We start from the raw sequence: 14,367 nt of genomic DNA on the forward strand, positions 1-14,367 counted from the left end.
AACCAGGGCTTGAACCGGACTGCGTGCCCCTTATAGTCCCCCGCTCCCGCAGCGCAAGTTACGCGAAAGCCGCTAGTAGTCCGTCATGACGATCCGCACCCGCAAGTTCCTCGGCGCCATCCTGCTCCTCGTGCTGGCCACCGTCTGGGCCCTGCTCGGCATGGCGGCGGCGCAGATTCCGTGGATCGCCGAGTCCGGCTGGCGGCAGGCGATCTACTACGTGGTCGTGGGCATGGGCTGGGTGCTGCCGGCGATGCCGATCGTGAGCTGGATGCAGCGACCTGATCGCGTTAAGTCTGGCTTGTAGCGGTCGGCCTCACCGGCGCAAACGCAACACCCGACACCAGTACGCGCAACATGCGCAGCGAGCGCACGCGGCCATCCCAGGAAATCCGCGGCAGCGCGCGCAGATTGGTCCGCCCCTCCGCGTCCACGATGCCCGGGATCGTCGACACCGCGCTGGCAAAGCCGGCCTCCTCCGCCATCACGACGTGGCTGCGCCGGAACGAGGTGCGGTCGCCGAACGGAAAGGCGAGATGCCTGACATCGCGGCCGAAAGCGGCTTCGGCAACGGCCCTGCCCATCGCCATCTCGCGCAGCGCCGCACTGTCCTTCATGTTGGCGAGAACGGGATAGTTCACGGTCGCGCTGCCGATCGTGACGAGTGGATCGGCAGCCAGCTTCGCCAGATCCTCCCAATCCATCGACGCCTCGCGCGAGAGCGTGGCAAGATCAATGCGGTAGCGCGTACAGAGATCGGCGATCGCGGCCGATAGATCCGCCGGTGACAGCGAGCGCAGCCAGCTCTCGAGATGCGAGAACAGCGCCTGCTTCTCGGCATTGCCGGTGACGGTGAAGCGCTGCTCCCTCTCGCCCATCATCAGGCTGATGCGGCTCTCGCGCGCGATCACCTGTTCGAGCCCGAGCCACCAGGCCTCCCCGACACCATCGGGAAACGCGGTGGGCACGTAGACCGTGAAGGGCACGGCATGGTGCGTCAGCACCGGATAGGCGAAGTCGATGAGATCCTTGTTGGCACCATCGAAGGACAGCGCCACGAAACGCCGTTTCTCCGGCAGTGTCACCGCGCGCCGGCAGACCTCGTCCATGCCGAGAAAATCGTAGTTCCAGCGCTTCAACGCGCGAATGGCACGGTCGAGAAATTGCGGCGTGATCTCGTTCGCGCGCAGCGGCTGAAACCCGCCGCCCCGCCGTGGCCGCACCCGCGCGAAGCGCAGGATGGCGCCGGCACCTCGGCTGCGCAGCGCGGCCTGGCCGGTGAACCAGGCCAGCTCGAGGCGCAGCCGTTCCAGCCATCTGTCGTCGGATGCCAAGATCCCACCTTCGCGCCCCCAGGGCGCCGTTCCCTCTCCATTGTCCTTACCCTTTGTTGACATTTCTTTGCAAAGGTCGGCCACAGGCCGAATTACGTCTATTTTGATTTCTCGACAGGTTTCGCGAATGACCATGGCTGCGGCGATGCAAAGCCGGACGGCAGAAGCGCCAGCGCGGTCGAAAGCGAGCCGTATCGCGCATGTCGATATCGTCACCGATCTCGGCGCCGCCGAGGCGGTCTGGCGCGCCTTCGAGGAGCCCGGCCATCTCTTCACGCCCTATCAGCGGTTTGATCTGCTGAGCCCCTGGCAGCGACTGGTCGGCGAGCGCGAGGGCGCGCGGCCCTTCGTCGTGATCGGTCGCGACGCCGATCGCAAGCCGGTGCTGCTGCTGCCGCTCTCGCTGCGCCAGAGCCACGGCGTGCGCACGGCCGCTTTCATGGGCGGCAAGCACACGACCTTCAACATGGGCCTGTGGGATGCCGCGTGCGCCGCACAGACCAGCGCCGCCGATCTCGAAGCACTGCTGGCGCCGCTGCGCGAACATGCCGACGTGCTCGCGCTGACACAGCAACCGCTGCGCTGGCGCGACCAGCGGAACCCGTTTGCGCTGCTGCCGCGACAGAGCGCGATCAACGGCTGCCCGCAGCTGGTGATGGAGCCCGGCGGCCCGCCGCCATCGCGGATCAGCAATTCGTTCCGCCGCCGCCTCAAGAGCAAGGAAAAGAAGCTCCAGCACCTCGCCGGCTATCGCTATCATCTGGCGACGTCCGATGCCGACGTCACCCGCCTGCTCGACTGGTTCTTCCGCGTCAAGCCGGCGCGGATGGCCGAACAGAAGCTCCCGAACGTCTTCGCCGAGCCCGGGGTCGAACAGTTCATCCGCAGCGCCTGCCTCGCGCCGCGCGGCGAAGGCCGCGTCATCGATATCCACGCGCTCGAATGCGACGACGAGGTGATCGCGATCTATGCCGGCGTCGCCGACGGCGAGCGCTTCTCGATGATGTTCAACACCTACACGATGTCCGAGCACGCCCGCTACAGCCCCGGCCTGATCCTGATGCGCTACATCATCGATCGCTACGGCGAGCGCGGCTACCGCTCGCTCGACCTCGGCATCGGTTCGGACGACTACAAGCGGATGTTCTGCAAGGACGACGAAGATATCTTCGACAGTTTTGTTCCGCTGACCTCGCGCGGCAAGCTCGCGGCGATGGCGATGTCATCGCTCAGCCATGGCAAGCGCCTGGTGAAGCAGAACCAGATGCTGTTTGATCTGGCCAGGCGGCTGCGGCAGGCGTTCGGGTAATATCTCTCCGCGAACGCCGATATCGTAGGGTGGGCAAAGCGAAGCGTGCCCACGTCTTTTGCGGCTGTCTTGGACACGCCGTGGGCACGGCGCAAGTGCGCCTTTGCCCACCCTACGATTTCGCGTGTGCGGAGAGAGAAAGAAGAAGCCTACGCCGCCACCACGCGGGGCGCATCCACCGCATCCGAAGCCTGCACCGGCTTGCTCAGCATCGTCACCTCGCTGAAGCCGACCGCCCTCAGCTGCTCGCACATCAACGTACGCGCGTCCGCCGTCATCGACGCATCGGGCACCACGACGGCGCGGGCATGCGCCGTCAGCAGCTCGGCCGGAAGGTCGGAGGCGCTGCCGGCGTCGATCAGCACGTGATCATAGGCGCGCAGCAGCGCGTCGATGGCCAGCGTCACCCGCGGCGATTGCAGCACGCTGCGGTCGAAGCCGGGACGGCCGGCCATGACGAGATGCAGCCGCGATAGCTTGTCCCGGGTGATGATTTGCGCGAACGACGCCTCGCCCTGCATCAGCTCGGCAAGGCCGGGCGCCGAAGCGTCGACCGACACCGCGGCAATCGTCGGCGAGGACGCGGCGAGATCGACCACGACGACGCGCGTCTCGCGGGCCAGATGCCGGGCGAGCGTCAGCGTCGACAGCGTGATGGCTTCACCGGAAGCGGTGCCGAGCACCGTGACCTTCCTCGCCGCAGCGCCCGCGGCGCGCAGGCTGCCGGCCAGATGTTCGATCTCGGTGAATTCTGTGACGTCGGCATCATCAGGCATCTCCGGCTGAAGCGGCGCGGGCTCTGCCATGACCGCATCGGTGATCGGCTCGACCTCGGGCCGGACAACCGGCTGGACGACCGGCTGGACAGCCGGTTCCTGGCGCACCGGTGCCTGCGTTTGCACCGGGCTGAACGCGGCCACCGTGCGGGGCGCGGTCTGGCGCAACAGCTCGCCGGTGACGACGACGCCGGACGAGAGCAGCAGCGTGGCGATCGTCGCGATCAGCACGATCGGCAGCTTCTTCGGATAGGCCGGCGTGTTCGAGACGATGGCGCGCGAGATGATGCGGCCGTCGGTCGGCGCCGTGTCGATGGTCTCGCGGGTATTGGCCTCGCGGTACTTGGCCAGATAGGTCTCGAGCAGATCGCGCTGCGCCTTGGCCTCGCGCTCCAGCGCGCGGAGCTGGACGTCCTGGCCGTTGGTCGAGGTCGCCTGCTTCTTGAGCTGCTCGAGGCTCACGGTCAGGCCATCGACCCGGCCGCCGGCGATCCGCGCGTCGCTTTCGAGCGAGCGGGAGATTTTGGCCGCCTCGTCGCGGATTTGATTGTCGAGATCGCCCAGCTGCGCCTTCAGCTCCTTGATCCGCGGGTGATTGCCAAGCAGGGTCGACGACTGCTCGGCGAGCTGCGCACGCAGCGTGACGCGCTGCTCGGACAACCGCCGCATTAATTCGGAGTTCACGACCTCGGAGGCCTCGATCGGCTTGCCGCTCTGGAGCATCTCGCGGATCAGGCGCGCCTTGGATTCCGCGTCTGCCTTCAGCGCGCGCGCATTGTTGAGCTGGGTGTTGACCTCGCCCATCTGCTGGTTCGACAGCGTGGTGTTGTTGGTACCGACGAACAGGCTCGACTTGGAGCGGAAGTCCTCGACCCTGGCCTCGGCGTCGGAGACCTTCTTGCGCAGGCTCTCGATCTCGCCGGCGAGCCACTGGCTGGCGTTCTTGGCCTGCTCCTGGCGGGCGCCCTGCTGGAGCACGAGATAGCCGTCGGCGATCGAATTGGCGACGCGCGCGGCAAGGTCCGGATCGGCGGACTGGAATTCGACCACGATCACGCGCGACTTGTCGACGGCGTAGGCCTGGAGACGATCGTAATAGGCATCGAGCACGCGCTCTTCCGGCGTCATCGAGAACGGATCGCGGCCGATACCGATCATCGCGGCCAGCGACTTCAGCGGCGAGATGCCTTGCAGCACGGGATCGAATTCGGGGCGTTCGGCGAGCTTGTTCTTCTTGATGATTTCCCGGGCCAGATCGCGCGACAGCACCAGCTGCACCTGGCTGGTGACGGCCTCGGCGTCGAGCGCCTGCCGCTCCTCGGTGCGGTCGCTGCTCGGACGCAGGAACACGTTCTCGCGGCCATCGATCAGGATGCGCGATTCGGACTTGTAGCGCGGCGTGACGAGATTGACGACGGCAACGGAGGCGACGAGCGCCAGCACCGTCGGCACGATGATCCAGCCGCGCTTGCGCGCCAATGCCGCGCCGAGCGCGTGCAGATCGATATCGCCGGATTCGACTTGTGCCTGCTTGGTGACGATCGGCGCAGGCTTTGCTTCCAGCCTGACTTCAGTCTTGGTCTCGACCTTGGTCTCAGGCTTGGTCTCAGCCTTGGGCGCGACTTCGGGTTTGGCCTTAGAGACGGCTCGCGCAACCACGGCCTTGTCCTTGCCGGCACGCCAGAACGCTAAACGCATCGAACACTCCCGCAGGGGCAACGCCACTAAGCTACCTCAACCGTGGCGATTACACTCCATTAAGGTTGCCGCTGGGTTAATCGCGGCATGCGGCGACGTGCGCAGGCGCACTCGTCACCGTTTGTTAACCACGAGGCCCCTTAATCCGTCTCGATATTTTCCTAGGATTTGTTCGGCATTCGCCGTCGCGCGCTGGTTTTGACTCATGCCCCCCTCTCCTGACCGGCCGCTTCGTATCCTGCACGCCGTGCGTGCTCCGGTCGGCGGCATCTTCCGCCACATCCTCGACGTCGCCAACGGCCAGGTCGACCGCGGCCATCATGTCGGCATTCTCGCCGACAGTCTCACCGGCGGCGAGCGCGCCGACAAGGCCCTTGCCGAGCTCGCGCCGCGGCTGAAGCTCGGCGTGCACCGGCTCGCGATCCGCCGCGAACCGTCGCCGGACGACGTTCTTGTGTGGTTGCGCATGCGGCGCCTGATCGCCACGCTCAAGCCCGACGTCATGCATGGCCACGGTGCCAAGGCCGGCGCCTTCATCCGCATGCGGCGACGCTCCGACGACACTATCCGCATCTACACGCCGCATGGTGGCTCGCTGCACTATCCCCTCAACACCTTCAAAGGCGAGTTTTACGCGCGGCTGGAACGGGCGCTGATGGACGCGACCGATCTGTTCCTGTTCGAGAGCGCGTTCGCCCGCGACACCTATCAACGCATCGTCGGCACGCCCAAGGGCGTGGTGCATTGCGTCTTCAACGGCGTCACGCCCGAGGAGTTCGAGCCCGTCGTGACCACCGACGATGCCACCGACCTCGCCTATGTCGGCGAGTTCAGGCACATCAAGGGCGCCGATCTCCTGGTCGATGCCGTGGCGCGCCTGCACGAGGGCGGCAAGAAGATCACGCTGACGCTTGGCGGCGACGGCGAGGAAACCGCGGCGCTGAAGGCGCAGGTCGAGAAGCTCGGCCTCACCCATGCGATCCGCTTCATCGGTCACGTCAAGGCGCGCTACGGCTTCTCCAAGGGGCGGCTGCTGGTCGTCCCCTCGCGCGGCGATTCCATGCCCTATGTCGTGATCGAGGCCGGCGCCGCCGGCATTCCCATGATCGCTTCCCGCATCGGCGGCATTCCCGAGATCTTCGGCTCCGACAGTCCGGCCCTGTTCGCGCCGAGCAATTCCGAGGCGATGGCCGAGGCGATCGCCGCGGCGCTCGATGATCCCCAGACCACCGCGCAGCGCGCCGTGTCCTTGCGCGAACGCATCTCGGCGCATTTCTCGCAAGCCGCCATGGTCGACGGCGTGATCGCCGGCTATCGCGACGCATTTGCCAATCATTAACCATCCTTAAGCCCGCTTTAGAAAATCTTCCGATTTGTTCGATAATCGAAGGACCAGGGGATGCCGCCCGGGGCGCCAACGCTATTGGCCCGCGGGTGCTTGAAATGGACGTGGAAGCCCGTGGAACCGCTCAACGCACGCTCGATGCTCGATGCCGCGACCAGCGCCGCGGCTAAACCCGCTGACCAACCCTTTGTAGAGCGCCGCCGCCGGCTCTCACCCGCAGCCCTCGACGTCGTCAACCAGAAGGTCGCTCGCGCCTATTCGCCGATCGTGATCGCCGGCTTCGTGCGCGTGGCCGACTTCGCGCTGCTCAGCCTCGTCGGTATCGCGCTCTATGTCGGCTATGTCATGCCGCTCTCCGGCTTCAGCTGGGTCTATCCCGCGGAGGTCATCGCCGTATCGATCGCCGCCGTAGTCTGCTTCCAGGCCGCCGACATCTATCAGGTGCAGCTGTTCCGCGGTCAGCTCCGGCAGATGACACGGATGATCTCGTCCTGGTCGTTCGTCTTCCTGCTGTTCATCGGCATCTCCTTCTTCGCCAAATACGGCAGCGAAATCTCGCGGCTGTGGCTTGCCGCCTTTTACTTCCTCGGTCTCGCCGCGCTGCTCGCCGAACGCCTGGTGCTGCGCTCGCTGGTGCGTGGCTGGGCGCGCCAGGGCCGGCTCGACCGCCGCACCATCATCGTTGGCTCCGACAGCAATGGCGAGCAGCTGGTCGAAGCGCTGAAGGCGCAGGAGGATTCCGACATCCACGTGCTCGGCGTGTTCGACGACCGCAACGACAGCCGCGCGCTCGACACCTGCGCCGGCGCGCGCAAGCTCGGCAAGGTCGACGACATCGTCGAATTCGCCCGCCGCACCCGCGTCGATCTCGTGCTGTTCGCGCTGCCGATCTCGGCGGAAACGCGCATCCTGGAAATGCTGAAGAAGCTCTGGGTGCTGCCGGTCGACATCCGCCTCTCCGCGCACACCAACAAGCTGCGCTTCCGGCCCCGCTCCTATTCCTACCTCGGCGAGGTGCCGACGCTCGACGTGTTCGAGGCGCCGATCACCGACTGGGATCTGGTGATGAAATGGCTGTTCGACCGCGTCGTCGGCAGCCTCGCGCTGCTCGCGGCCCTGCCGGTGATGGGCCTGGTGGCGCTGGCGGTGAAGCTCGACAGCCCCGGTCCGGCGCTATTCCGCCAGAAGCGCTTCGGCTTCAACAACGAGCGCATCGACGTCTACAAATTCCGCTCGATGTACCACCATCAGGCCGATCCGACCGCCTCCAAGGTCGTGACCAAGAACGATCCGCGCGTCACCCGCGTCGGCCGCTTCATCCGCAAGACCAGCCTCGACGAGCTGCCGCAGCTCTTCAACGTGGTGTTCTCCGGCAACCTCTCCCTGGTCGGCCCGCGCCCGCATGCGGTGCAGGGCAAGCTGCAGAGCCGGCTGTTCGACGAAGCCGTCGACGGCTATTTCGCCCGCCATCGCGTCAAGCCCGGTATCACCGGCTGGGCCCAGATCAACGGCTGGCGCGGCGAGATCGACAACGAAGAGAAGATCCAGAAGCGCGTCGAGTTCGACCTCTATTACATCGAGAACTGGTCGGTGCTGTTCGACCTCTACATTCTCCTGAAGACGCCGATCTCGCTGCTGACCAAGAACGAGAACGCGTATTGAGCTTCCGTCATGCCCCGGCTTGTGCGCGCTTGCGCACTGGAACGGGGCATCCAGTACGCCGCAGCGCCGCCGCGGAGTACTGGATCGCCCGGTCGAGCCGGGCGATGACAGCGGTGTTTGTGGCGTGTGAGTAGCGTAAGCGTATGAGCATGTGATGGCGTATGCGGCGACAGCCTGTGGAGTGAACGTTGCCGTACCGGCTGCGCCCGGCGTGCTGGCGCTGCAGCGTGCGCTGGTGTGGCTGGTCGGCGCCTCCGGCGCGGTCGTCTTCATCGAGCCGAGCCCCTACGAGATCATGACGCTGCTCGCGGCGGTCACGTTCTTCGCCACCGGCCTGCGGCTGCGGCTCGCGCTGATGCCGCTGGTGCTGATGCTGGTCCTGCTCAATGTCGGCTACACGATCAGCGCCATCCCGCTGTTCGAGCAGTCCGAGGTGGTGAGCTGGATCGCGACCTCCTGGTACATGGCGGTGACCGTGGTGTTCTTCGCCATGGTCACGTCCGAGGATACCGCAGCCCGGCTCGACATGCTCCGCCGAGGCCTCGTGGTCGGCGGAATGATCGCCTCGCTGCTGGCGGTCGCCGGCTATTTCCACCTGGTGCCCGGCGGCAACGACCTTCTCACACTCTACGGCCGCGCGCGCGGCACGTTCAAGGACCCGAACGTGCTCGGCGCCTTCCTGATCCTGCCCGCGCTGTTTGCGCTGCAGAGCGTGGTTTCGGACAGACTGGGGAAGGCGTTCCGCAACGTCATCGCCTTCGGCATCATGTCGCTGGCGATCCTGCTCGCCTTCTCACGCGCCGCCTGGGGCGGCCTGGTGCTGACCTCCGCCTTCATGCTGGCGCTGATGGTGCTGACCAGCCGCACCAACGCGCAGCGCTCGCGCATCATCATCATGGCGATCGTGGCCGCGGTGCTGGGGCTCGCGCTGATCGCGGTGCTGCTGTCGTTCGATTCCACCGCCGAGATGTTCAAGCAGCGCGCGAGCTTCGACCAGAGCTACGACGAGGGCCGCTTCGGCCGGTTCGGCCGCCACATCCTGGGTGCGGAGATGGCGCTCGACCTGCCGTTCGGCATCGGCCCGCTGCAATTCCACCGCTTCTTCCCCGAGGACACCCACAATTCCTATCTCAACGCCTTCATGTCTGGCGGCTGGCTCTCCGGCGTGTGCTATCCCGCGCTGGTCTTCACCACCGTCATCATGGGCTTCAGGCACATCTTCGTCCCGGTGCCCTGGCAGCGCGCTTATCTCGCAGTGTTCTCCGCCTTCGTCGGCACCGTCGGCGAGAGCTTCGTGATCGACACCGACCACTGGCGGCACTTCTGGATGATGCTGGGCGCGATGTGGGGCATGATCGCCGCCGCGCAGATCTACAAGATCAGGGACGACGCTTCTTCAACTTGAGAGCCGGACGCTTTTCCGGTGGCGTGTCGAGCAGGCCCTTCAGCGCCTCGGTCGCTGCGAGCACACCCTTGTAGCCTTCGTTGGCGAAACGCAGCAGCAGCCGCAATTCCTCGTCGGAATAGCCGCCGAATACCTTCTCCATCGCCTGCTGCATCGGCACGTAGAATTGGCCGATCTTCATCGCCGCGTCCGGCACGACGGCGATGAAGACCTTGCGGCGGTCTTTCTCATCCCGCTCACGGCGCACTAGGCCGGCCTTTTCGAGCCGGTCGACCACGCCGGTGATGGCGCCCGTCGTCAGGCCCGTGACCTCGGCGAGCCTTCCTGCGGTGACGCGTCCCTCGAGATACAGGATGTCCATGCATTCGAGATCGGAATTGGCAATTCCGGCAACGTTGGCAACGGTTTGCCCATAGAGCACGCCCTGCGCCGACGACCGGCGCATCGCTTCCTCGAGCTCCTGCAGCAGCGCGTTGCGCGCCTTCGTCCTTGACAAGGCCGACCTCATATCTTAGGCGATATATATCTTAGTCACTAAGAGATTTAGCGACCGTAATTCCTCCTAGCACCACGGAAACGTCGGGAGCAAGCCATGTCCTATCGTCCCCGCAAGGCCCTGATCATCGGCGCCGGCATTGCCGGCCCCGTGGCCGCGATCCTGCTGCGCCGCGCCGGCATCGAGTCCGCGATCTACGAGGCCTGGCCCTATTCCAAGGGCATCGGCGGCGGGCTGCAGATCGCGCCGAACGGCATGCATGTGCTGGACGAGATCGGGCTGGCGAATGAATTGATCAGCCGAGGCTCGATCGCCGAATCCTTCGACTTCTATTCGCAGGGCGGCGCGAGGCTCGGCTCGATCAACCGCGACATGGAGCGGCGCTTCGGGCAGCCCGCGGTGAACGTCTGCCGCGCCACGCTGAACGAGATCCTGATCGACAAGGCCTGGTGCGCCTGCGTTTCGCTCTATTTCGAGAAGCGCTTGATCAAGATCGAGGACCGCGGCGACCAGCCGATCATCGCCTATTTCGCCGACGGCACCACGGCCGAGGGTGACTTCCTGATCGGCGCCGACGGCGTGCACTCGATCACACGTCGGCAGGTGGTGCCGGACGGACCGCAGCCGTTCAATACCGGACTGATCGGCTTCGGCGGCTTCGTGCCGCACGCCGTGCTCGACGGCAGGCCGATCGGCCGGCACGTCGAGACCACGTTCGGCCAGAGCGGCTTCTTCGGCTATGGCTATTGCAGCCCAGATCCCACGGACGGCGTGATGTGGTGGAGCACGCAGCCCGCGCAGGGCATGGACGCGGCTATGTTCCGCGCGCTCGACCCGTCGACGCTGAAGCAGCATCTGCGCGGCTTCCACCGCGGCTGGCACGATCCGATCCCTGATATCATCGAGGCCGCCGAGAACATCGTGGTCACCGACACGCTCGACGTCGCGACCCTTCCGACCTGGTCGCGCAAGCGCTCGCTACTGATCGGCGACGCCGCGCATGCGACCAGCCCCCATGCCGGCCAGGGCGCCTCGCTGGCGCTTGAGGACGCGATGCGGCTTGCCCGCCTGATGCAGGAGGGCCAGGAGCTCGGCGCCACCTTCCAGGCCTTCGAGGCCGAGCGTCGTCCGCGCACCGAGAAGATCGTCGCCATGGCGCGCCGCAACGGCAACAGCAAGCGCGAACTCAGCGCCACCAGCGCGTGGATCAGGAATCAGATGATCAAATTGTTGTTGCCGTTGGGATCAAAGAGCATGGATTTCATGTACGCATATGACGCGCGGGCAGCGTAGCGGCACGAACGCTGCCGTAGGGTGGGCAAAGGCGCAAAGCGCCGTGCCCACGATCTCGTCCTAATCGCGACAATGGTGGGCACGCTTCGCTTTGCCCACCCTATGAGAGCCCAGCTAGCTCTCCACAGTGAACGTCAGCCCCGCATTGTCCTGCAGCCGCTTGATCAGCTTGTGCTGCATCGCTGCGCCCGGGGTCCAGAACCCGGCCGGAACGTCCGCGGCGTCGCGGAGCAGGCAGATCGCGCATTCGGAAATCATCTTCGAGGTCGAGCCGTAGCCGGGATCGCGGTCGCCGGTGACGCCGGCGCGGACCTGGCGGCCGTCCGGCGCGATCGCGACATAAAGCAAATTGAAGAGTCCGTTGTCGCGCTCTTCCTTCGACGGCCCCTCGCCCGGCTTCGGCGCGTTCGGGCCGGTCTTCTCGGCATTGACCGCCATCACGCGCTTGGCGTTGGCCTCGCCCTTCTCGCCGGGACCGGTCAGAACCATCTCGTCGTAGACGAAGTCCTGGCCGTAGGGAAAGCCCATCAGCATGTTGGAGCGATGGACGTTGCGCGTGTTGATCAGTGCCATCATGAACGGCGCGGCCCAGGATTGCAGATCCTCCTCGTAGGCCGCTCTGTTGCCTTTCGGCTGCTTCGGACCGGTAAATCCGGGGGTCAACGCAAAATGGTCGTTGAGAATGGCGACGAGGCTGAGATCCTTGGCGACGGCATCGAAGGTCGCTTTCGCGCTCGCCGCGGTGCCGCCCGACAGGGTGCCGCGCATGTCGCGCACGCGGCCCTTGACGCGCGCAGCCGGCGCACCGAACACGCGCCTGGCCTCTTCCTGCACGAAGAACGTGCCGAGCTCGAACGGCACGGAATCATAGCCGCAGGAAAACACGATGCGCGCGCCGCTCGCCTTGGCCGCCGCATCGTACTTGTCGATCATCTGCCGCATCCAGACCGGCTCGCCGCAGAGATCGAAATAGTCTGTGCCCGCAGCGATGCAGGCCGCGAGCAGGTCCTCGCCATAGAATTGGTACGGACCGACCGTCGTGATCACCGATCTGGTCTGCGCCACCATCGCCTTCAGCGAGGCCGCGTCCGATGCATCCGCCACGATCAGCGGCGTATCCGCGGGCGCACCGATCGCGTCGCGCACCGATTTGAGCTTGTCGAGGCTACGGCCTGCCATCGCCCATGTCAGCGCCTTGTCGTCCTTGTAATTCGCCGCCAGATACTCGGCGACGAGCTGGCCGGTGAAACCGGTCGCACCGTAGACGACGATGTCGAATTTCGCAGAGCTCATGACTGGCCTTTACTTTTTCGCGTAACTTACGCCCATGCCGGCACGGACGTCGCTTTGAATGCCATAGGGCGGGATCGGATAGCGCAGGCCGTTCTTGGCCAGCGCCTTCATGCCTTCAATTGCCTTGGCGAGATGCGAAGGCTTCAAGGCCATCAGCATCTCCTCGTCCGGCACGCCGCCATAGCGCCGTTCGGCATAGCATGGCAAGGACAGGCTGGGCTCCCCGGTCTTGAGCGCCCGGCCCCAGGAATCCGCGCAGGCTGTCTCGCCGACGACGCCCCATTCGAACTTCTTGTAGCCGGTATATTGCAGCCCGTTGATCAGGATGATCATCTGACCGGGGGTCGCATAGACGAGGCAGATGTCCGGCGGATCGAGCCGTCCGCTCGCGAGCGGACTGACGGCAAGCGCCTCATAGTGTCCGAACGGAACCACGTCCAGCGCCTCCTGGCGCTTGCGCGCGTCCTCCGCGGTGCCGTGCCAGACCCCGACATAGTTCTCGCCGGCGAGCCATTTGTCGTCCTGCGGCGCAAGGCCGATCACCGCGCGGCACTGTGCGCCGACAAGGTCGACAGCGGTGATGCCGACGGTCCAGCCGAGCCGGGCGGCCATGCTGACGATCTGGTCGGTGGTGTGGATCGCATTCGGCCGCCGGATTTTCGGGATCGCCTCCATGTCTGCGGCGCGGGCGAACAGCTTCATGCCGATCACATTCGTCTTCAGCCGCAGCAGGCTGTTGAGATCGGCGACAAGGCCACCAAGATCGATGCTGTCTGCACTCTGCTTTTGCATGGCTTCCTCCGGCCCGGCGATCGTGCGCCGTGTGTTCTTGTTTTACGGCTCTCGTTCTAGTCCTTGCCGGGTCCCGGAAGCAACTCGCCGGTCCGGCCCATCAGACGGTAGGCCACCAGGCCGATCCACTCGCGCACAGCAACTTCGGTTCGGCCCAGCCCGTCCGCGCCCATATTGGTGAAGGAGAAGAGATCGTCACGGCCGCCCATCCGCCAGTCCACGGGATAGGCCTCGACGTCAAATCCGGCCTTGCGGAAGATTCCCATCGAGCGCGGCATATGAAAGGCCGACGTCACCAGCAGCCAGCGCTCGCCCGGCTTCGGCGCCACCAGCTCTTTCGTGAAGATCGCATTCTCCCAGGTGTTGCGGGAGCTGCGCTCCAGGATGAGGCGCTGCTTCGGTATGCCGAGATTTTCCATGATCGGCGCGGAGTAGTCGGCCTCCCGCGCGTCGGTCGCGACCAGGTTCGCGGTCCCCCCGGTAAAGACGATGCGCGCATTCGGATAGCGGCGCGCGAGCTCGGCCGGCGCAAACAGACGATCGGCGGCGTGCGCGACCACCGGCGCGCGATGCGCCGCCGACAGATCGGTGTCGACCGAGCCGCCCAGCACGATGATGCCGTCGGGCGCGCCACGCGAGGGATCCCACGCCGGAAAGCGCGACTCCAGCGGGTAGATCAGGAGATTGCCGAGCGGCGAGAACGCCGCCAGCGCCAGCAGCACCAGCGTGGTCACCGCAAGCTTGCGGCCGAGCGCGGCAAAGCGCGTCGCCATCAGCACCAGCGACAGGATACCGAGCTCGACCATGAAGTTGATCGGCAGCAGCGCGGTGCCAAGCGTCTTGGAAAGCACGAAAAACAGGGGAGCCTCGCTGGAATGAACTGGCCGGTCCGCGCGGGGCTTGACCTGCCCGGCGATCTTCAGAAATCTTCTTGAAAGAGGATCGATCGCCGGGTCAAGCCCGG

Annotated in this window: 12 protein-coding genes; 6 read left to right on the forward strand and 6 right to left on the reverse strand. The window is 65.5% G+C overall.

The window, feature by feature from the left end; genetic code table 11:
- The first annotated feature begins 85 nt into the window (after positions 1-85).
- Positions 86-307 carry a DUF2842 domain-containing protein gene (locus GGD65_RS03990; protein WP_183234445.1) on the forward strand — a complete coding sequence of 74 codons (222 nt, stop codon included), beginning with the start codon at positions 86-88 and terminating at the stop codon, positions 305-307.
- Here GGD65_RS03990 and GGD65_RS03995 read toward each other — a convergent pair.
- Entirely contained in the window at positions 291-1,334 is a 1,044-nt protein-coding gene (locus GGD65_RS03995) for a polysaccharide deacetylase family protein (RefSeq protein ID WP_183234446.1), read from the reverse strand. The two genes, GGD65_RS03990 and GGD65_RS03995, sit on opposite strands and share 17 nt — an antisense overlap.
- Positions 1,335-1,461: 127 nt before the next feature.
- Between GGD65_RS03995 and GGD65_RS04000 the strand changes: the two genes are divergently transcribed.
- Entirely contained in the window at positions 1,462-2,643 is a 1,182-nt protein-coding gene (locus GGD65_RS04000) for a GNAT family N-acetyltransferase (RefSeq protein WP_183234447.1), read from the forward strand.
- Between the two features lie 149 nt (positions 2,644-2,792).
- On the opposite strand, the gene GGD65_RS04005 is transcribed toward GGD65_RS04000, so the two are convergent.
- Positions 2,793-5,117 (reverse strand): exopolysaccharide transport family protein, encoded by a 2,325-nt coding sequence (locus tag GGD65_RS04005; RefSeq protein ID WP_183234448.1) that lies wholly within the window; start codon positions 5,115-5,117, stop codon positions 2,793-2,795.
- A gap of 205 nt (positions 5,118-5,322) precedes the next feature.
- On the opposite strand from GGD65_RS04005, the gene GGD65_RS04010 reads away from it, so the two are divergent.
- The 3 genes from GGD65_RS04010 (at position 5,323) to GGD65_RS04020 (ending at position 9,529) form a co-directional block, all read left to right on the forward strand.
- Positions 5,323-6,456 (forward strand): glycosyltransferase family 4 protein, encoded by a 1,134-nt coding sequence (locus GGD65_RS04010; RefSeq protein ID WP_183234449.1) that lies wholly within the window; start codon positions 5,323-5,325, stop codon positions 6,454-6,456.
- 120 nt (positions 6,457-6,576) lie between these two features.
- Positions 6,577-8,124, forward strand: a complete 1,548-nt coding sequence (locus GGD65_RS04015; RefSeq protein WP_177237148.1) for an undecaprenyl-phosphate glucose phosphotransferase — start codon at positions 6,577-6,579, stop codon at positions 8,122-8,124.
- 154 nt (positions 8,125-8,278) lie between these two features.
- Complete coding sequence (locus tag GGD65_RS04020) at positions 8,279-9,529, forward strand: O-antigen ligase (RefSeq protein WP_183234450.1); 1,251 nt, start codon at positions 8,279-8,281, stop codon at positions 9,527-9,529.
- Here GGD65_RS04020 and GGD65_RS04025 read toward each other — a convergent pair.
- On the reverse strand, positions 9,504-9,974 hold the full coding sequence (locus GGD65_RS04025) for a MarR family transcriptional regulator (RefSeq protein ID WP_049814971.1): 471 nt from the start codon (positions 9,972-9,974) through the stop codon (positions 9,504-9,506). The genes GGD65_RS04020 and GGD65_RS04025 overlap by 26 nt on opposite strands.
- Positions 9,975-10,121: 147 nt before the next feature.
- On the opposite strand from GGD65_RS04025, the gene GGD65_RS04030 reads away from it, so the two are divergent.
- Positions 10,122-11,318, forward strand: a complete 1,197-nt coding sequence (locus tag GGD65_RS04030; RefSeq protein WP_183234451.1) for an FAD-dependent monooxygenase — start codon at positions 10,122-10,124, stop codon at positions 11,316-11,318.
- A gap of 114 nt (positions 11,319-11,432) precedes the next feature.
- Here GGD65_RS04030 and GGD65_RS04035 read toward each other — a convergent pair whose 3' ends face one another.
- The 3 genes from GGD65_RS04035 to GGD65_RS04045 are packed head-to-tail and all read right to left on the reverse strand — an operon-like array spanning position 11,433 to position 14,209.
- Complete coding sequence (locus tag GGD65_RS04035; RefSeq protein ID WP_183234452.1) at positions 11,433-12,611, reverse strand: trans-acting enoyl reductase family protein; 1,179 nt, start codon at positions 12,609-12,611, stop codon at positions 11,433-11,435.
- A 9-nt stretch (positions 12,612-12,620) separates the two neighbouring features.
- The gene (locus GGD65_RS04040; RefSeq protein WP_183234453.1) at positions 12,621-13,403 is read right to left on the reverse strand and encodes a DUF169 domain-containing protein; all 783 of its coding nucleotides are present in this window, start codon (positions 13,401-13,403) and stop codon (positions 12,621-12,623) included.
- Between the two features lie 56 nt (positions 13,404-13,459).
- Complete coding sequence (locus tag GGD65_RS04045; protein WP_210316885.1) at positions 13,460-14,209, reverse strand: YdcF family protein; 750 nt, start codon at positions 14,207-14,209, stop codon at positions 13,460-13,462.
- Between the last annotated feature and the right edge of the window lie 158 nt (positions 14,210-14,367).

This window comes from Bradyrhizobium sp. CIR18 (assembly GCF_014198295.1).
Lineage (GTDB): Bacteria > Pseudomonadota > Alphaproteobacteria > Rhizobiales > Xanthobacteraceae > Bradyrhizobium.